This is a genomic window from Rhodococcus sp. P4_F3_2 (genome assembly GCF_056401335.1).
Genome location: NZ_JBFUJN010000008.1, coordinates 163537 through 182086, shown reverse-complemented (window position 1 = coordinate 182086; position 18550 = coordinate 163537). Strand labels below are relative to the sequence as shown.

Here is an 18550-nt window from a genome sequence, read left to right as displayed (position 1 = left end):
CAGAGTCAGGCCGATTCTTTAGTGAATCAGCTCTTGACTCGAACGCATGTTCGAGTATTGTCTGGGGTGGGGATCGGGGGATTCAATGAGTGTTCTGTTGTCGGATGTGGTCTCGGGTTCTGCGGTGGGGTTGCGCGGACGCCTGTGGCGGTTGACGGCTTCTGAGTTGCGTGCGGCTGCGGTGTCGGCGAGTGCGGAGATTCTTCGTCTCGAGGCTGTTCGTGTGGCAGTGGTCGACGAGTTGTCGATGCGTCCCGATGATCAGGTGATCGCCAGCCGCGGTGTCGGTGCGTGGTTGGCGGCGAACACGATGCTGCAAATCCGGGACGGGAAGAAGATCGCCGCCCTCGGTGCAGCGCTACGGCCGTTTCCCGCGGTGGCGGCCCGGTTCGATGACGGGGACTGCTCCTTCGAGCACGCCGTGCTGATCGTGGCGTTCTGCGAATCACCACCGAAGGGCATGCCGGAGGAAGCGCTCCCTCGCTGTATCGACCTACTGTTGGCTGCCGCTTCTGGTGTCGAGGCCACGACCACGAAGGTACGAAACGTCATCGCGACCTTGGAGCGAATCTTCGAATCCGACGAGATTCCGCCCGCCGAAGATGACGACCGGAACGAACTCCGGATCGCGTCGACATTGAACGGCCGGGTGGTGGTGCGCGGCGATTTCGACGCCCTCACCGGCGAAATGCTGCTCTCCGCCCTGTCGAATCTGACGATGCCCACCCCCGCACCCGATGGAACCCCCGACGCCCGGTCGGCGGCGAAGCGGACCGCGGACGGGTTCACCGAACTGATCCGCCGCTACCTCGACTGCGCCAAAACCGGCACCGACGGTGGTCAGCGTCCGCACGTGAACGTGCACATCAACGCCCGCGATCTCGCGGAGCACCGGGACTGCGCCGCTACACCCGCTGCTTCTGGTGACGGAGTGGCTGTGTCGGATCTCGATGTCGGGCACATGCCCTGGCTCGGACCACTCTCGGTCTCGCAGACCAGGCTTCTCGGCTGCGACTGTTTCCTGTCCACCGTGCTGCTCGACGACCACGGGGCGCCGCTCGATGCGAAACCCGGAAAGCGATTAGTGTCCGCGGAGCAGCGAGTGGCGTTGATCGCCCGAGACAAAGGCTGCGCGTTCCCCGGCTGCACATGCGTGCCTGCGTGGACGGATGCGCACCACATCCGGCACTGGGCCAACGGCGGCCCGACGGTGATGAACAACCTTGTCCTACTGTGCCGTTCACATCATCGATTGATGCACCGAAAAACCGGATTCGTCGGGAAATGGGTGATCCGAATAGGCACCGACAACAAACCCTGGTTCATCCCACCACCCTCGATCGACCCCGGCCAGCACCCACGGCCCGCGAACACCACCTTCAAAACCGGAGAAGAACCTCAGGCACAACAGAACACGGCCAGGCTCCGCATCGGTCATCAAACCCCGATACGGAGCCCACAGGCCGTGTCGCGTCCACAACTCACGACGTTTTGGCGGGGCGCAAGACCGATCTACCCAACAACTCACAAACCTGCAGGGCCAGAGCGAGATCCAACTTGTCTCGGCCGGCAGCGACTGGATCCCCGAGCGCCTTGTTGATGCGATACTTCACGGTATTCCGGTGCAGATTCATGTGATTGGCAGTGTGCAGATGGCTTTCTCCGTGGGCGAAGTACACACTCAAGGTCGTCCGCAAGGATGCAGCAGAAGGCGTATCGTCCGCCAACGGGCCTAGCACCTCCCAGACCCATGACTTCGTAGAATCGATGTTCTCGGACAGAAGTGAAACCACAGCGACGCCGCGGTCCCCGAAGCTCACCACCGGCCGTTGCGGCGTATCCGGCACGGCAGCAACCGAATAGGCGGCGGTTGCCTGTTCGTGAGATCGCTTGAAACCTTCGACCCCTGACCCTGGCAGTCCGATTGCCACCCGCGCTCCGCCGTCCAACGGCACTGCCGCAGCGAGAACCTCCGGATCCGGCGCAGGCACCCGGCGACCGAACGGCAGCCACGCCCACACCGTGCGTCGATCGATGGCGGTGATGATCGGCGGCTTGTCCGCTCCCGCCGCTGCGCCGAGATCACGTACGAGTCGATCGAGCGTGTTGATGCCCATGACGTCCGCATCCCACGTCGACCAAACCACCAGGGCGACGTGGTTCTGACCCAGGCGGTACCCGGTCTCCGCTTCGAAAGCAGCGGTATCTGCGTTGGTGCCGGACAGGAGGGCGTGGATCGCGGCCGAATGGAGGTTTCCCTGCGCTGCCATCCATCGACTGCGTTCCCGCTCGTACGCGTCGAAGACGTAGAGCGTGATCCAGTCGATGTAGCTGTAGACCACATCCGAAGTGTGTTTCAGGACAGCCAAAGTGAGTCGCGCCGGAATATCCAGTGTGCTGATCTCGTCGTGACAGATCCGCATCAGATCGCCTTGGCCCATGTGGTAGGCCCGAACGAGAGAGTTGGACGGAACGTCCCGCTGCGCCAGACGCAGAGCGTATTCCACTGCGGCAGTGGTCGGTTGGAGATGATCGATCGGAATGTCGTTGGCCAGTACGTGGATGATCGTCGTGATGTTTCCCTGCACGCTGGCCTCGAGCATTTCGAGCAATTTGGCGTCTGCATCCAATTGGTCGATTTCGTGAGCCATCATGAAGGCCATCTCACGCGCAATGTCGGCACTGCGCTCGTCGAGTCGTCGGGCCAACTCGGCAACCACCGCAAGCACTTCCGGCTCCGCGGCTGCAGGCACTCGGGCGAGGCGCCGCATCGCGCCGGCGCCTCGCTCCTTGTGCGATGGACTACTCACAGAACTTCCGCACCCTTTCGTCGCAGGTACTTCAGAGCCGATTCGGCCGCGTTGTACCCGCACATTCCATGTGCTCCGGCACCCGGCGGGGTCGAGGCCGAGCACAGGTAAGTGCCCGCGATCCCCGTGCTGTACGGATCGACTGCGACGCGCGGACGCAAGACAACCTGCAGTTCGGTGTTGGCACCTCCGATGATGTCGCCGCCTACCTGATTCGGATTGTCTTGTGCCAGGTCAGCTGTACCACTGCTCGATGTCGCGACGATCTGATCCCGGAATCCTGGCGCAAACCTCTCGATCTGACGAATGATCGCCTCCGTAGCGTCGCCGGCATATCCGTGTGGCACGTGCGCATAGGCGTACAGCGGATGAACGTTCCCGGCGGATCGGGTGGAATCAGCCAGGTATTGCTGACCGAGGAGCACGAACGGCCGGTCCGGCATGCGGCCTGAATTCGTCTCACGCTCAGCGGCCACGATTTCGTCGAAACCACCTGCCAGATGGACAGTTCCGGCCCGAGCGCAATCCGGATTGGTCCACGGCACATGACCTTCGATCGCGAAATCGACCTTGAACGCTCCGGGAGCCTGCTTGAACTTTCGATAGGCTCTCGCCACTCGGCCCGGGAGTCGATCGCCCAGGATTTCGAGCGCACCCCCCGGATTGACATCCAGCAGAACAACATCGGCGTCCGGAATCTCGGAGGCCGTGCGAACCCGAATGCCGGTGTCGATCTTGCCGCCGTGATCGAGGAGCATCGCGGCCATGGCGTCGGTGATCGAACGCGAACCTCCCTCGGCAACCGGCCAACCGTAGCGGTGACCAGCAGCAGTGATCATCAATCCCACCGCCGAGGTGGCCGGACGGTTGAGTGGATAGAAGGCGTGCGCGGCAACCCCGCCGAACAGCGCCTTCCCTTTGTCGGTCTTCCACAACTTCGCGGTCACGGTTGCCGGAAGCAGCGCTCGCGGACCGAAAGCTGCGAGCCGCAGCGGATGCCGCGGGACATTGACGATCGGGCGCATCAGGTCGGACGCCAATGCATCGAATCCCGTCGACAAGTCACCGAACATGCGTTGCCATCGAGGTCCGTCCGCGCCGAGTCCCGCCGCCGTCTGCTCCAGCGAGCGGTACAGAACACCGGCGTCCCCGTTGTCGAGCGGATGCGCGCAGTCCACCTCTGCCCATCTCCAGATCAGCCCGTATCGCTCGAGGTCCAGCTTTGACAGGTACGGCGAGCCGATACCCATCGGGTGAAACGCCGAGCAGTGATCGTGAGCGAGCCCATTGGGCCCGCTGCCGACGACTACGGCGTTTGTCACTTACTCACCTCTTGCTCGCTACCGCTGGCCCTCGTACGCATCTTCGGCTCGGAGACAACCTGCGGATCTGTTGCCGCGCGGTCGGCCCGTACGTCCAGTGTCCACTGAACGTCGAACGGAATGGGCCCGTTCGGCAACCACGGTTGTTCGGCAACTGCGTCGGCGACCTTGAAAGTACCCCGTTCGATGACGCCGAGAGCGGCGTCGATCACCTGGTACTCCTGCGTTCCCTTGTGGATGGGCTGCGATTCGATCCAGGTCACCAGGAACTCGCCGGGCGCGAAATTGCAGCGACGCTGAATGGCAGCGATCAACTTCGCGTCGTGCAGGTGCCCGTCACCGAAGTTGAAGGCGACGATGGAGTTGCACATGAACTCGGCTTCCCGCAGCGAGTACGTGTTGATGTCGTCGCCGAGGTGCCTGATCATCAGTGAGAACAGTGCACGCCCCTGGCTGTGCATGGAACGCCAACCCAACAGCTGATGCAGAACGACATCGGACACATCTTCGGGGTACATCGTCATCAACTGATTACGCGTATCCGGCGACGGACGCTTGATGTACTGGTCGATCTTTGCTTCGGCGCCCGGCGCGAATGCCCACGTCGCAGATGCCCAGTTGCCGGCGTACTGACGCATCGACGGCAGGAACGACACCAGATCGGGTCGAAGGTTTCCGAGAATGGGGAAGAAGGCAAGGGCTGCAATAATTCCCGCTGTGATCCACGGTGAAGACATGGCGCCGAGGCCGTAGCCGTCCCACGCCGGGAAGCCCAGGAACAGGAAGACCGAGGCGTAAGCGAACAGAAGATTCCATTCCAGCGGAACGGCCAGCGGGAAGGTCGACGCGATGAAGAGATGGAATCCGACCATGAGGATCACGGCGAGGATGGTGAGTGTCTTGTTCGTCGAGAACAGCAGTATCAACGGGGTGACGATTTCGACCATCGTTCCGGCCACGTGTGCGACCCCGCCGCCGAGGTGCGAGGGCCGCAGATCCTCCGGGAAATTCCGGTAGTGCGCACGCTTGATCTTCTTCGACGGGATCCACGGCGTATTGCTGAGCATCGGGGGGACCACCAGCGAGAAGTGACGGCCGAACTTCGAGACACCGGCACCGATCCACACCATGACGATCAGCAGTTTGAGCGCCAGAATCATGTCGACGAAGGGCAGGAACGTGAAGAAGAAGATCGCCGGCAGGTACTGCTCACTACGGGCAGCGATGAAGGGCACCTTGTCTCGCAACCCGAGAATCACCATGAGCACGAGGAAGGAGTACAAGACCGTCGGGCGTACCAGTCCGGCATTGTCGGCGATTGCCGAATCGATTCCTGCGGTGTGAACGCCGGGAAGAACCGCGGCAACAAGAAGATTGGCGACTACGGCGACGTAGATGAAGACGTCGAACACCGTGCGGGTGTCACCCGAGGTGAGCGGCACCTTGCCCGGCCACGGTGGAAGGCGAATCGTGCCGGGGCGGATCCAGTAGAGAACTCCACCGGTCATCGGTTTGAAGTGGCCGGCCAATGGACCCCAAGACCCTGCCAGGCCCAGGATTTCGAGCATCATGGTCCAGATGATGAGTTTCTGGTAGACGATCGGCTGGTTCCACCATGATCCGATGTCGAACCACGAGAGGCCGGAAGTCAAAGTGGCAACGGCTGTTCCAGCTGCCAGGTATAGGAACAACAGTTTCATGATGTAGACGGTGTGGACCATCTTCGGTGTACCGAAGCCGTAATCCACCCAGTGCGTGGACATGTCACGCAGACGCTCGAGAAACGGCTTGTCCATGAAGGTTGCCGGATCGACGGGAGGGAAGTTTCCTTCTTTGAATCCCATGATGTGCTCCTGAAATACGGAATGTGGGCATGACGGATCGACTCGACGCACGTCGTCGAATTGTGCTGGTATTACGGGGAAGGGACTAGTGAGCGGGAGTTGCGCTCAGAGCTCGTCTCATTCCGGGTTTGTCGATCTTGCCCACCGGGTTTCGGGGAAGCGTATCGACGACGTAGATCGCCACTGGCACCTTTACTCGGGTGAGCAAGGCCGTGACATGTTCGAGCAGTTCGCCTTCGGTGACGGGCGCGTCGGGGTAGGCAACGACATAGGCAACTGGCACCTCTCCGTAGACCTGGTGCGGAGCGCCGATGACGGCGGCCTCGAGCACGGAAGGATGTGTGGCGAGCGAATTTTCGATCTCCTTGGGGTAGATGTTCTCGCCCCCACGGATGATCATGTCCTTGATGCGATCGACCAGGGTCAGGTAGCCGTCTTCGTCGAGGACCCCGACGTCGCCGGTATGCAACCAACCATCCTTGACGGTCTTCGCGGTCTCCTCCGGCTTGCCCAGATAGCCACGCATCACGTTGCCGCCCTTGATGACCACCTCTCCGGCAGTTCCGACGGGAGCAAAGGTTCCGTCCTCGGCAAGAATGGCAATCTGCTGGCCGGGCAACGCCGGGCCGACCGTACCGAGTTTGCGCAGGCCCTCCACAGGATTACAGGCCGACGCACAGGTCCCCTCGGTGAGTCCGTAACCCTCCACGATCACGAAACCGAAACGCTGCTCCGCGCGTTCGAGGAGTTCCTTGCTGATCGGCGCCGCACCGCACACCGCAAACCTCAAGGACGACGTGTTGATCGAGGCGTCTTCCGGCTGCGAGGTCAGCATCGCGTAGATTGCCGGCACCGCCGAGAAATACGTGGGGCGAAGCCGCGCAACGTCGTCGAAGAATCTCGAAACCGAGAACTTCCCGGTGACACTCACCTGTCCGCCGACAAGCAAGGGCGTCAGGACGCTGACGCAGATCGCGTTGACATGGAACAACGGCAGAATCAGCAGGCAGTGATCCGCGCCGGTAACACCGATGTTCTTGCCCATCGACGAAGCCATGAACTGCAGGTTGGAATGCGTGAGCATCACTCCCTTGGGCCGTCCAGTGGAGCCGCTGGTGTAGATGAGCAACGCCAGATCGTCTGCTGCAACATCGATTCCGGGTCGGGGATCGGTCGGCGGCACTGTCGCCAGATCGTCGACGACCAACACCGCACGGCCACCCGAGGGCGCATCGGCAGAGGCGGTGATGACCAACTCGGCCCCGGAGTCCGCGATCTGGTAATCCGCTTCGTTCGCGGTGAACATCGGATTGATGGGCGTAGCTGCAGCACCGATGCGCCAGGCAGCCATGATCGCGATCAGCAACTCGGCGCGATTGGGCAGCATGATCGCCACCACGTCACCGAGTCCGATTCCGAGTCCGGCCAATTGCGCGGCAACAGCTTCCGTACGATCTGCGAACTCTTCATACGTGAGTTCGACGTGGTCGTCCCGCAGGCACGGCTTCTTCCCGTACTTCTCCGCAAGATCCCAAGCCAGATATCCGATGTCCGCCACGAGAGTCAGCACCTTTCATTCGTGTGTGACTCAAAACACTATCGGCGTCCTGCGGCCGAAGAAACGGTCTCAGGGGATCAACTTATCCAGGTTCTTTGTTCCCTGAGCACAACGCCGCAAGGGCGGCGAACATCAGATCGAGGGCTGATGCAACACCTCGTGAGCGCGTCGGGTCACCACTTCGGAGATCCGGCGCAAGACGGGTGACGACAGTTTCCACTGCTGCCAGTACAGCGGAACGTCGTCCACGAAGTCCGGATCGAATCCGATCAACACCCCGCCGCGATCGTCTTCGCCGCACTGCAGGTCCGGTATCAACCCCCACCCGTATCCCCGCCTGACGGCGTCCGCGAAGTCTGCCGATGACGGAACAAGATGGCGAGGCGGATCTGCCGGGTGGCCGACCTTTTGATCGAGGTACCGATCCTGCAGCAGATCCTTGCGATTGAACACCACCAGCGGTGCCTCCGAAAGAGATTCGGCCGTGACACCATCTGCGAACCAGCGACGGCAGAACTCTGCGCTCGCCATCGGCCGATACCGCATGATGCCCAACCGACTGGAGGTACACCCTTGAATCGGTGACGCAACCGACGTGACGGCAGCCATGACCGAACCGTCGCGCAGCAGTTCGGTGGTGTGGTCTTGATCGTCGAGATGAAAATCGAAACTGACTTCTTGCGTGAACTCCGCGAGGGCCCCGAGAACCCAAGTGGACAGCGAATCGGCATTGACCGCGATCGAGACGCGGGCGAAGGTGTTCGAACCGTTTTCCAAACCGAGTTCTCGCACGGTGTCACGCGACAGTGCGTCTATCTGACGGGCAAGACGCAGGACTTCTCTCCCGGAATCGGTGACCTGGATGGGTTTGGTGCGCTGCACCAGGATCCGGCCAACCGAGGTCTCGAGAGCTTTGATTCGTTGGCTGACCGCCGAAGGCGTGATGTGTAACTTCCGCGCCGCCGCCTCGAAGGTTCCCTCGTCGACCGCAGCGTGCAATGCCCTCAGTTGCTCGAAATCCAACATAATCTGAAGCTACTCTTATGCGTCCTAAGAATCATTAGCTGGACTGAATGAAATCTGAGCGGCAGGCTCGACAACATGCTCAGCACCAACGACCCTGCGTCGGCCCTCGTCGGTTTCGGAGTCGGACTGTCATTGATCGTCGCAATCGGCGCCCAGAATGCGTTTGTTCTTCGCCAAGGTCTGACGCGATCGCACGTACTCCCGATCGTCGCAGTGTGCGCGTTGTCAGACGCAATTCTGATCCTTGCAGGCATCAGCGGAATCGGGACCCTCCTCGAACACGCACCGTCGCTGATCACGTTCGTTCGTATCGCCGGTGCGGTCTTCCTCCTCAGCTATGCAATCTTCGCCGCCAAGCGGGCGCTTCGACCCCAGACGCTGGCGCCGGATCAGCACGGCAACGGTTCGAGGCTGGCCGCCGTCACGATGGCATTGGCTCTCACCTGGCTCAATCCACACGTTTACCTCGATACCGTGGTGCTCATGGGTTCAATTGCCAACGGTCGCGGCGAAATCGGACGTTGGTGGTTTGCGGCCGGTGCCATCACCGCGAGTGTGGTCTGGTTCAGCGCCCTCGGTTACGGCGCACGTCTGCTGACGCCGCTTTTTGCGAAACCCAACGCCTGGCGGATTCTCGACGCTCTGATCGCCGTGATGATGGCGGTTCTCGGAATCAGCCTGCTTGTCGAATTGTGACTCGGCTGCACAACCTCGATCCGACACTGCGGGTATCGGGATGGGTTACCGTCCAAGGTGAGCAAGCTCAATTCACCTGTCGCGAGTTGTGACCATCAGGTAGGGCTGATCACGATGACCGAGGACGACGGCGGCACCGAACCGCGTGACTCCAACCGCGGACTGAGTTTGCTGTGCCTTCTCGCTGCGGTCGCCGGCGTCGGGGTCGGATTTGTCGGCGGCGCGTTCCGTTGGTGTCTGATCAGGGCCGACGAACTCCGTCGGACGATCGTGAACTGGGCGCATCACGTTCCGTACGTCGGGTGGCTCGTGCCGGTCGTCCTGGTGGCCTTGTGCACCGTGCTGGCCGTACTGATCGTCAGACGAGTCCCCCTCGCAAAGGGAAGCGGCATCCAGCACGTCGAGGCGGTGTCCCGCGGCGAAGCGAAACCGCCGGGAATCAATCTCGTGCCTGCCAGATTCATCGGCGGCCTCTTGGCGATCGGCTCCGGTCTGGTTCTCGGCCGCGAGGGCCCCACCGTACACATGGGTGCGGCGATCGGGGCAGAAGCGGGACGGCGGGCCCGCCTTGCCGAACCGGACGTCGCCATGCTGCAAACATCCACGGCCGGAGCAGGACTCGCCGTCGCGTTCAACGCGCCGATCGCCGGGGCACTGTTCGTCTGCGAGGAGGTGACGCACTCATTTCGGCTGCGCACCGTGCTGCCAACACTTTTCGGTGTTTCGGTCGCGGTGGGCTGTGCACGACTTGTCATCGGTGACCAACCCGATTTCGAGGTCGGCACCGTCCCGACGCCTCAACTCGCACTCTTGCCACTGTTTGTCGTCTTCGGAATCCTCACGGGGCTACTCGGTATCGCCTACAACCGCTTGATTCTGGGTCTACTCGACGCCGTTGCACGACTCGACAGGATCCCGCCGACTGTCATCGGCGCAACGATCGGCGCCACCATCGGCCTGGCGCTGTTCCTCGACCCGCTGGCCAGTGGGGGCGGCGACGTTCTTGCACAGATGATCGTCGGCGGAAGGACCTTCGTACTGCCGATCCTGCTGCTGTACTTGGCGGTTCGGTTCTTCACTGGCCCGCTCTCGTATGCCGCTGGAACTCCCGGCGGACTGTTCGCTCCCTTACTCGCACTCGGCGCACTCTGGGGGTCGATCTTCACCGGACTGTCGAGCTTCGTGCCCGGAGTGGACGCCGGGCTCACGGTCACCATGGCCACCATCGGCATGGCTGCCTTCTTCGGCGCTGTAGTGCGCGCACCGTTCACCGGCATCGTGATCGTGGTCGAGATGACAGCGGTGACGTCGACGCTCGTCCCGATGCTCGCTGCCACTGCGGCAGCGGTATTCGTCGCCACCGCGGCAGGGTCGGCACCTATCTACGACAGTCTCCGAGAACGGATGTTGGAAACTCGACACCCACCTCTGCGATGATCACGATCGACATCGTGCGCGGCGCACATCCCTGTGGCGCCGCGCCCCGATCGGATGGCAACTGGTACACCATCAAGGCACCCCGCTCCACTGATTTACGCACCGCAAAATCTGCGACAGCTCTCTAGATCAAGGGCGTTCCGACGTAGTTCTCGGCGATCAGCGTTCGTCCGGCGACCGAACGCGTGACCATGTCCAACTCGGCCAGTTGACGGCGATGCCCGAAACCGCTGTCGCCTGGCAAGCGATGGAGCATCGACGACATCCACCACGAGAAGTGCTGCGTCCGCCACACACGCGGCAGCACCGTTTCGGTGTACCCGTCCAACATCTTTCGGTCGGACGAGGTGAAGAAACTGTCCATTGCCTTCGCCAGAGCGTAAACGTCGGCGATCGCGAGATTCATTCCCTTCGCACCGGTCGGCGGCACGGTGTGCGCCGCATCGCCGGCAAGAAACAGGTTGCCGTGCTGCATCGGTTCGCATACGAAGCTGCGGAACTGAAGGATCGATTTCTGAAAGATCCTGCCGTCCTTGATCTCTGCTCCGTCGCCGTCGACGCGCATGTGCAGCTCGTCCCAGATTCTATCGTCGGACCAGTTGTCCACGGAGTCGTCCGGATCGACCTGAAGATAATGACGCTGCACCTCGGGGGTCCGCGTGCTGATCAGTGCAAACCCACGCTCATGGTTGGCGTAGATCAATTCTTCCGATGACGGCGGAGCCTCGGCCAGGATGCCGAACCACGCGAAGGGATACTGGCGGAAATGATCCGTTCGGATCGACGGTTCGGGAATCAGCTTTCGCGTTTGCGTACGTGATCCGTCGCAACCGGCCACCAGGGCGCACTCGAGCTTCTGGTCGTTTCCGTCCGAGTCGACAAAAGTGATGCTCGGGCGATCCGATTCGTGATCGTGCACTTTCGCGTCGGACACTCCGAACCGAATGTCCCCGCCGTCAGCGAGACGTCGCGCGATCAGATCCTTGAGCACCTCGTGCTGCGGATACACCGTGACGGCGCGCCCGTCGGTCGATTCGTCGAACGCAATTCGGTGCCCTCGCCCGCCGAATCGCAGCTCGATTCCGTGATGTTCGAGGCCCTCCCGCTTCAGTCGATCACCGAGTCCGGTCTCGACCATGAGATCAACCGTGTTCTGTTCGAGCACGCCGGCACGAATGGTGCCTTCTACCTCTTCACGGGTGCGACATTCCAGGACTACCGAATCGATTCCCTTCAGATGCAACAGATGCGAGAGCATCAACCCGGCGGGACCACCACCGACGATTCCGACCTGGGTGCGCGAAGAAGACATACAGAGAACTCCTGAGGTGAGTGACGATTGAGACCACCATCGACCACGATCACTCCCCTGAACAGCTGTAATTTCACTCAGTGAAAGACCGAATACGAGCTATCCAAGTCCGCCGCCACCAAGCCCGCGTGAAATTCCACGGGCGGCCGCGACCAAGGCCGGCAGTAATGGAGCCGGATCCTGCTCCACCGGAACAACTGTCGAGACCGCTGCGACGACATTGCCGCCGGCTTCGCGGACCGGAGCGGCGACGGCAAGGGTTCCGACGTTCAGATACTCACGGCAGACGACAAATCCGGTGCGTCTGATCTCGTCGAGAGTTGCTCGCAAAATCCGCTCGGACGTAATGGTTTTGGGAGTGAACGACTCGAGACCGGCCTGGAGGACGTCGTCGAGAAGCTCGGTTCCGCCGTGCGCGAGGAGAATCAATCCACCGCTGGACGCGTGCAACGGCAATCTTCCCCCGGCCCGACCGACAACGGTGACAGCACTACGCGAGGACAAGCGCTCGAGGTACAGCGCCTCGGTACCCTCACGAACGACCAACTGCACATTCTCCCGGGTGACCTCGTACAGGTCCTCGAGGAACGGCAACGCCACCTGCCGCAGGCCGTGAGCGCCGGGAGCAAGAGCGCCGATCTCCCACAACCGCACTCCGACCTGGTACTTGCCGTCACTCCGACGCTCGAGTGCGCCCTCAGCCACCAACTGCCCACACAGCCGATGAACGGTGGGCAGAGGTAAACCGCTGCGACGACTGATCTCCGACTGCGTCAACCGCGGCGATTTCGCGTCGAAGGCACCGAGCACGATAAATGCCCGGCCGATCAACGAACGGTCGCCTGATGCCATTCACACAGTGTGACAGGGCAGTGCCACTAAGAATCCACTGTGACTGGCATCAGGCGAAACGTGTTCAGGCGGTGCGGAGCTACGCGGAGTGCGCCAATTCCGGTTCGCGTTCGGTCACCGGCGGCGCGGCCTCGATCTTCATCGGTTCCTGCGCGTAGTGGAAGTGCGGACGACGGTGACCGATGAACGAACCGAACCACGACATCACAGCGACGTACCGGTTGCGGAAGCCCACCAGATACATCACGTGCACGGCCAGCCACATGAACCAGGCGATCGTGCCCTTGAACTCGACCTTGCGGACGCGACATACAGCGCTGAATCGGCTGATGATCGACATGCTGCCCTTGTCGAAGTACTTGAAAGGCGTTCCGGCCTTGACCTTTCCGTTCACAGTCTTCGCGGCGTGACGGCCACCCTGCATCGCAACGGGCGACTGACCGGGCAGACCGTTGAGCGAAGTCATGTCGCCGATGGCAAAGACGTTGGCGAACCCGCCGACGGTCAAGTCCGGATTGATGAGCAGACGACCTGCGCGGTCACTCTCACAACCGGTTGCCTCTCCGAGCACTGCGGCGAAGTCGTTGGCGCGTACACCGGCCGACCAGATGACGGTCTCGGCGTCGATGCGCTTCTCTTCCTTGGTCTTTGCCGAAGAAACGGTGACACCGTGCTCGTCGATGGCGGTGACCATGGTGTTGAGGACTACCTCGACACCCGACTTCTCGAGCGAGGCCTGCGTGTACTCACTGAGCTTGCCGCCGAAGGCCGGAAGCGCAACGCCGGCGCCCTCGACCATGGTGACCGTGACCTCGTCGGCACTGATGTTGTTGATGGCCTTCGCAAAGTAGCGACGCGCCAGTTCCTTGATCTGTCCGGCGAGCTCGACGCCGGTCGCGCCGGCACCCACGACAACGAAGCTCAGCAGGTTACGGCGAACCAGCGCGTCGTTGGTGGTGTGCGCTTCCTCGAAGCAACGCAGGATCTGCTTACGCAGTACCTCGGCGTCCTCGACGGTCTTGAGCTTGTAGGTGACCTTTTCGAACTCGTCATGACCGAAGTACGCCTGCGTGGCACCGGTGGCTGCGATGAGCGAGCGGTACCCGAGCGTGTGGCGGGTGCCCGAGGCTTCGTAGACGACGGTGTTCTCTTCGGCGTTGACCTCGACGACGCGGCCGAGGCGGACGTCGGCGTTGGGGTACTTCTGCAGGATCGTGCGGATGGGCGGAGCAACTTCGCCGGCCGACAGGACACCCGTCGCCACCTGGTAGAGCAGCGGCTGGAAGAGGTGCTCGGTGGTGGCGGAGATGAGAACGAACGGCGTCTTGGACTTCGCGAGGGTCTTGGCCGCGGCGAGGGCTCCGAATCCCGAACCGACGATCACAACCTGAGTCTTCTCGTGTCCAGTCGCGTCGATGTCGGCGCGACCCGCAGCTGTTCTATCCACAACGAACTCCTCAACCAAATTGAAAGTATGACTATTACGGTATGGACTGATCATGGGTCGGGTCCAGCTAGCTGGAGTATTCGCAAGACTGTTATCTCGATTGCTCATAAGTAAGCTGTCCTCATGGACTTCCGCCAACTCAAGTACTTTCTCGTCGTGAGCGAGGAACTGAGCTTCAGTCGCGCCGCCGAACGCTGCTTCATCTCGCAGTCGGCGATCAGCCATCAGGTCGCACGGCTGGAGAAGGAGCTCGGGGCGACACTCTTCGAGCGCTCGACCCGGGCGGTTCGCCTGGCCCCGGCAGGATCGCGACTGGTTCCCATCGCGCAGCAAGTCCTCAGTCTCGAAACGATGGCGTACTCCGTCGCACGAGACCCGAGAGCCCGGATCCGAATCACGGGAAACATGAGCTTTGCCGCTCAGACGCTGGACGCCATCGCACACGTGCGCGAACTTCATCCGGACCTGGACGTCGAGTTCGTCATCAAGAGCTTTGCCCACCGCATGGATGCTGTGGCCTCCGGTGACGCGGACATCGCCCTGATTCGCGGCGGCGTCGACCGCCCCGGACTCGAACCCTTGGACCTCGGCGTCGAAGATCTGCTGGTCGTCATGTCGAGCCGACACCCCCTAGCCGGCCAGCAAAGCGTCGACCTCAATGATCTGGCCGCATATCCCCTGCTCCTGCCGCCGCGCCAAAGTCAGGTGCTCATTCACAAAGTCGTCGAGGACGCATTCCGCGAGATCGATCGACGCGTCCAACTGGGCCCCGCAATTCCGAGCGATCACACAGCCACGCTGGACGTGATCACCAACCCGCGCGCCTGGACCCTGCTCTATTCGATCACCGCAGGCGAATCTCCACGCGCCGGAATCAGCTTCATGCGAGAATCGCACGGCCGCTTGCGCATTCCCGTCTCGGGAGTGACCCGCAGCGGCGCTACCCACTCCGCCGAGTTCGCCGATCTGATCCAAGCACTCAAGGACGCCATGAATCCGTCTTTCACTGAGTGAAAGTGTGATGGCGATCGACCCCCTCACAGAGCAACGTGGTGGGCAACCATGTGATGCGGCGCGCGGTTGCATCCCTTTACCGAGGAGCAGCCATGACGCGTTTGCTGAGCGACCCTGTGTGGGAATCGAAGATCTTCGACGGCGAATGGGTTCGCGGTAGCGCCGACGATCGTATTGTCGTCGAGCCGGCCACCGGCAAGCAGTTGACGACGGTCGGCATGGCAACACCCGACGACGTGGCAGCCGCTGCAACAAAAGCTACTGCAGCTCAGAAGGATTGGGCGGCAAGACCATACACTGAACGAGCCGCCGTTCTACGCCGCGCCGGTCAACTGTTCGAGCAGTACGCCGACGAAATCGGCGAATGGGTAATCCGCGAGGCCGGCAGCATCCCAGCCAAGGCCGGGCTGGAAACCCATACTGCTGCCGAAGAGTGCTACAACGCAGCAGCTTTGGCCGCACACCCTGTCGGAGAGGTTCTGCGCTCGGAGCAACCTCGGCTGAGCTTCTCTCGTCGCGTACCCGTCGGAACCGTCGGCGTCATCGCGCCGTTCAACTTCCCCATCATTTTGTCGATCCGTGCAGTCGCTCCCGCACTGGCGCTGGGCAATTCGGTGATTCTCAAGCCTGACCCGCGCACGGCGATCTGCGGCGGTGTGGTTCTCGCTCGCATCTTCGAAGAAGCAGGCTTGCCCGCCGGAGTGTTCAGCATGCTGCCGGGCGGCGCTGACGCCGGTGAGGCAATCGTGGTTCATCCGAGCGTTCGCGTCATCGCATTCACCGGGTCGACCCGAGCCGGACGCGCGGTCGGCGAACTGGCGGGCCGCTATCTCAAGCGCGCTCATCTTGAACTCGGCGGCAACAATGCGCTGATCGTCATGGATGACGTCGACCTCGAAAAGGCCGCATCTGTCGGCGCTTTCGGATCGTTCATGCACCAGGGACAGATCTGCATGACCACCGGCCGCCAACTGGTCCACGAAAGTATCGCCGCCGACTACACCGCACTCCTTGCCGAACACGCCGACAAGCTTCCGGTAGGCGACCCGTTCACCGGTCAGGTCGCACTCGGACCCATCATCGACGCCAAACAACGCGACCACATCCACTCTCTGGTCACCGGAAGCATCGCGGCCGGAGCAAAACTGGCTGCCGGCGGCACCTACGAGGATCTCTTCTACCGGCCCACCGTGCTGGCCGACACCCCACTCGCCGCGCCGGCCTTCGCCGACGAGGTCTTCGGGCCGGTCGCACCGGTGACCCCCTTCGCCACCGTCGAACAAGCCGTCGCCATAGCCAACGATTCCGAGTACGGGTTGTCGCTGGGCATTCTGACCTCCGACGCGATGCGCGGACTCGAACTCGCCCAACAGATTCCCACCGGCCTGGTCCACATCAACGATCAGACGGTCGGCGACGAAGCCGTCATCCCGTTCGGCGGCATGGCGTCTTCGGGTAACGGCGGCCGTGTCGGCGGTATCGGTGCAAACCTCGATGCCTTCACGGAAACGCAATGGGTGACGGCGCAAAGTGCACTCCCGGTCTACCCCTTCTAGAACGAATTCACAGGGCATGTCCCACTCGGTCGCTGACCAGCATTGACGGGATCGATCTCGCGGACTTACCATCCAGAGAAAATTACTTCGCCACATTAAGCATTTTCTCTTGTTGTTCCCGAGAAGGACCCGTTGACGAACACAGTTACGACGAGCAGTGCCGCGAGCCCCAGCGCTACGCCAACTGCCACCGATTCCCCGGACCAGTCCGTAGCAAGATCGCCGCGCCGGGAGGCCGTGATCATCGGCGCTTTGAGCCTGGCAGCGATGATCGTCTCGATGATGCAGACGCTGCCGGTTCCGATCCTGGGACGGATTCAGTCCGACCTCGGAGCCTCGTCCGCCGGCGTCAGTTGGGTGACGACGGCGACCCTGCTTTCCGCTGCCGTCTTCACTCCCCTGCTGGGACGCTACGGCGATCAGCACGGCAAGAAGCGCACCTTGGTCGGCGTCCTCGTCGTCATGGTGATCGGTTCGATTGTCGCGGCGTTGGCGCACAATCTGCCACTGCTGATCCTCGGCCGTGTCCTCCAGGGAACAGCCACCGCGATCTTCCCGCTCGCACTCTCTGTCTTGCGCGAAGAGATACGACCACAGAAGCTTCCCGGCGCCATGGCCCTGGTCAGCGGAACTCTTGCATTCGGCAGTGGTCTCGCCCTCGTGGCCACCGGTCTGCTCACATCGGCTCCGGATGCCGACTACCGCAACGCCTTCTGGATGGCCACCGGATTCGCCGTGCTGGCCTTGATTGCCGTCGCCACGCTGGTCCCGCCCACCACGCACAAAAGCGGTGGGCGCGTGGACCTCATCGGTGCGCTGAGTCTGGGGGCGGCACTACTTCTGCTTCTTCTGGCGATTTCTCAAGGCCACCAATGGGGGTGGTTGTCGCCCTTGACCGTCGGTGTTTTCGTGGGCTCGATCGTGATGTTCGCAGTCTGGGTATGGATCGAGAAGATCGTCGACGAACCGCTTGTCGACATGCGGATGTTCGTCCACCGCCCGGTGATGATGGCAAATCTTGCCGGCGTCGTGGTGGGCTTCGGCATGTTCGCGAACTTCCTCGGGATCTCGTATCTCGCACAACTTCCCCGCGATCTCACCGGATACGGCTTCGACGCGAGCATTCTGCGTGCGTCGGTCGAATTCCTGCTGCCTGGCGCGATAGTTTCGCTGATCGCCGCCCCGATCGGCGGTCGTCTCATCAGGCTGCGTGGGCCGCGATTCGTTCTGGGACTCACTGCGATCCTGGGCGCGGTGCCGTTTGCGTGGCTCGCGTTCGACCACACCCACACCGCGTCGGTCATCGGTGCGGGCATGGTGATCGGCGCCGCCCTGAGCCTCGGCTATGCAGCCATGCCCGCCATCATCATGTCCAACGTCCCGCATCATCAGAGCGGCATCGCCAACGGCATCAACTCGATCTCACGTTCCACCGGCAGCGCCATCGGCAGCGCAGTAGTGACAACGATTCTGGCGTCGATGACAATCGCGAACCTCCCCGAAGGGGTTCCGGCGATGCCAAGCGAATCTGCCTTCACCGTCACGTTCGCGACCGCGGGCGTTGCCTTCGTTCTGGTGGGACTGGTGGGGTGGCTGGGGCTCCGACCGGCACGCTCCCCTTCCGCTTCCGAACAACCTCCCGCTGCGTGAGATCGGTAGTACCGCAGAGACTTAGA

Annotated in this window: 13 protein-coding genes and 1 pseudogene; 6 read left to right on the top strand and 8 right to left on the bottom strand. The window is 62.0% G+C overall.

Annotated features, from left to right (window positions below):
- Positions 1-85: 85 nt before the first annotated feature.
- Positions 86-1387: pseudogene (locus AC1DWA_RS11115) on the top strand (HNH endonuclease signature motif containing protein); the annotation flags it as partial.
- 94 nt (positions 1388-1481) lie between these two features.
- Here the strand turns inward: AC1DWA_RS11115 and AC1DWA_RS11110 are convergent.
- The 5 genes from AC1DWA_RS11110 to AC1DWA_RS11090 all read right to left on the bottom strand — a co-directional run bounded on the left by AC1DWA_RS11110 (position 1482) and on the right by AC1DWA_RS11090 (position 8560).
- Positions 1482-2771, bottom strand: coding sequence for a PucR family transcriptional regulator (locus AC1DWA_RS11110; RefSeq protein WP_019745783.1), 1290 nt, complete (start codon positions 2769-2771; stop codon positions 1482-1484).
- Positions 2772-2806: 35 nt separating this feature from the next.
- On the bottom strand, positions 2807-4132 hold the full coding sequence (locus AC1DWA_RS11105) for a phytoene desaturase family protein (protein WP_477916638.1): 1326 nt from the start codon (positions 4130-4132) through the stop codon (positions 2807-2809).
- Positions 4129-5976, bottom strand: a complete 1848-nt coding sequence (locus AC1DWA_RS11100; protein WP_019745785.1) for a DUF3556 domain-containing protein — start codon at positions 5974-5976, stop codon at positions 4129-4131. Before AC1DWA_RS11100 ends, AC1DWA_RS11105 begins: the two co-directional genes overlap by 4 nt.
- An 85-nt stretch (positions 5977-6061) precedes the next feature.
- Complete coding sequence (locus AC1DWA_RS11095; RefSeq protein ID WP_269576735.1) at positions 6062-7534, bottom strand: class I adenylate-forming enzyme family protein; 1473 nt, start codon at positions 7532-7534, stop codon at positions 6062-6064.
- A gap of 132 nt (positions 7535-7666) precedes the next feature.
- The gene (locus AC1DWA_RS11090) at positions 7667-8560 is read right to left on the bottom strand and encodes a LysR family transcriptional regulator ArgP (RefSeq protein WP_020909504.1); all 894 of its coding nucleotides are present in this window, start codon (positions 8558-8560) and stop codon (positions 7667-7669) included.
- A 75-nt stretch (positions 8561-8635) separates the two neighbouring features.
- On the opposite strand from AC1DWA_RS11090, the gene AC1DWA_RS11085 reads away from it, so the two are divergent.
- Together AC1DWA_RS11085 and AC1DWA_RS11080 are read left to right on the top strand one after the other, a co-directional pair.
- Positions 8636-9256 carry a LysE/ArgO family amino acid transporter gene (locus AC1DWA_RS11085; RefSeq protein WP_020971145.1) on the top strand — a complete coding sequence of 207 codons (621 nt, stop codon included), beginning with the start codon at positions 8636-8638 and terminating at the stop codon, positions 9254-9256.
- Between the two features lie 114 nt (positions 9257-9370).
- Positions 9371-10693, top strand: coding sequence for a ClC family H(+)/Cl(-) exchange transporter (locus AC1DWA_RS11080; RefSeq protein ID WP_477846041.1), 1323 nt, complete (start codon positions 9371-9373; stop codon positions 10691-10693).
- A 124-nt stretch (positions 10694-10817) separates the two neighbouring features.
- Here the strand turns inward: AC1DWA_RS11080 and AC1DWA_RS11075 are convergent, their stop codons facing one another.
- The 3 genes from AC1DWA_RS11075 to AC1DWA_RS11065 form a co-directional block, all read right to left on the bottom strand.
- A complete protein-coding gene (locus AC1DWA_RS11075; protein ID WP_477846030.1) occupies positions 10818-12005 on the bottom strand; it encodes a 4-hydroxybenzoate 3-monooxygenase in 1188 nt (395 codons plus the stop codon).
- Positions 12006-12104: 99 nt separating this feature from the next.
- Positions 12105-12857 carry an IclR family transcriptional regulator gene (locus AC1DWA_RS11070; RefSeq protein WP_019745792.1) on the bottom strand — a complete coding sequence of 251 codons (753 nt, stop codon included), beginning with the start codon at positions 12855-12857 and terminating at the stop codon, positions 12105-12107.
- Positions 12858-12936: 79 nt separating this feature from the next.
- Positions 12937-14304 carry an NAD(P)/FAD-dependent oxidoreductase gene (locus tag AC1DWA_RS11065; protein WP_019745793.1) on the bottom strand — a complete coding sequence of 456 codons (1368 nt, stop codon included), beginning with the start codon at positions 14302-14304 and terminating at the stop codon, positions 12937-12939.
- A gap of 123 nt (positions 14305-14427) precedes the next feature.
- Between AC1DWA_RS11065 and AC1DWA_RS11060 the strand changes: the two genes are divergently transcribed.
- The 3 genes from AC1DWA_RS11060 (at position 14428) to AC1DWA_RS11050 (ending at position 18524) form a co-directional block, all read left to right on the top strand.
- On the top strand, positions 14428-15318 hold the full coding sequence (locus tag AC1DWA_RS11060; protein ID WP_019745794.1) for a LysR family transcriptional regulator: 891 nt from the start codon (positions 14428-14430) through the stop codon (positions 15316-15318).
- A gap of 92 nt (positions 15319-15410) precedes the next feature.
- Positions 15411-16874: a benzaldehyde dehydrogenase gene (locus AC1DWA_RS11055; protein ID WP_477846029.1), complete on the top strand. Its 1464-nt coding sequence runs from the start codon at positions 15411-15413 to the stop codon at positions 16872-16874.
- Between the two features lie 132 nt (positions 16875-17006).
- The gene (locus AC1DWA_RS11050) at positions 17007-18524 is read left to right on the top strand and encodes an MFS transporter (protein WP_029537174.1); all 1518 of its coding nucleotides are present in this window, start codon (positions 17007-17009) and stop codon (positions 18522-18524) included.
- Positions 18525-18550: the final 26 nt, after the last annotated feature.

What these genes read in the sequence shown, in the direction of transcription:
- AC1DWA_RS11055 (WP_477846029.1), top strand. Translation starts at nt 15,411, where the DNA reads ATGACGCGTTTGCTGAGCGACCCTGTGTGGGAATCGAAGATCTTCGAC.
- AC1DWA_RS11085 (WP_020971145.1), top strand. Translation starts at nt 8,636, where the DNA reads ATGCTCAGCACCAACGACCCTGCGTCGGCCCTCGTCGGTTTCGGAGTC.
- AC1DWA_RS11100 (WP_019745785.1), bottom strand. Translation starts at nt 5,976, where the DNA reads ATGGGATTCAAAGAAGGAAACTTCCCTCCCGTCGATCCGGCAACCTTC.
- AC1DWA_RS11080 (WP_477846041.1), top strand. Translation starts at nt 9,371, where the DNA reads ATGACCGAGGACGACGGCGGCACCGAACCGCGTGACTCCAACCGCGGA.
- AC1DWA_RS11110 (WP_019745783.1), bottom strand. Translation starts at nt 2,771, where the DNA reads ATGCGGCGCCTCGCCCGAGTGCCTGCAGCCGCGGAGCCGGAAGTGCTT.
- AC1DWA_RS11090 (WP_020909504.1), bottom strand. Translation starts at nt 8,560, where the DNA reads ATGTTGGATTTCGAGCAACTGAGGGCATTGCACGCTGCGGTCGACGAG.
- AC1DWA_RS11075 (WP_477846030.1), bottom strand. Translation starts at nt 12,005, where the DNA reads ATGTCTTCTTCGCGCACCCAGGTCGGAATCGTCGGTGGTGGTCCCGCC.
- AC1DWA_RS11060 (WP_019745794.1), top strand. Translation starts at nt 14,428, where the DNA reads ATGGACTTCCGCCAACTCAAGTACTTTCTCGTCGTGAGCGAGGAACTG.
- AC1DWA_RS11070 (WP_019745792.1), bottom strand. Translation starts at nt 12,857, where the DNA reads ATGGCATCAGGCGACCGTTCGTTGATCGGCCGGGCATTTATCGTGCTC.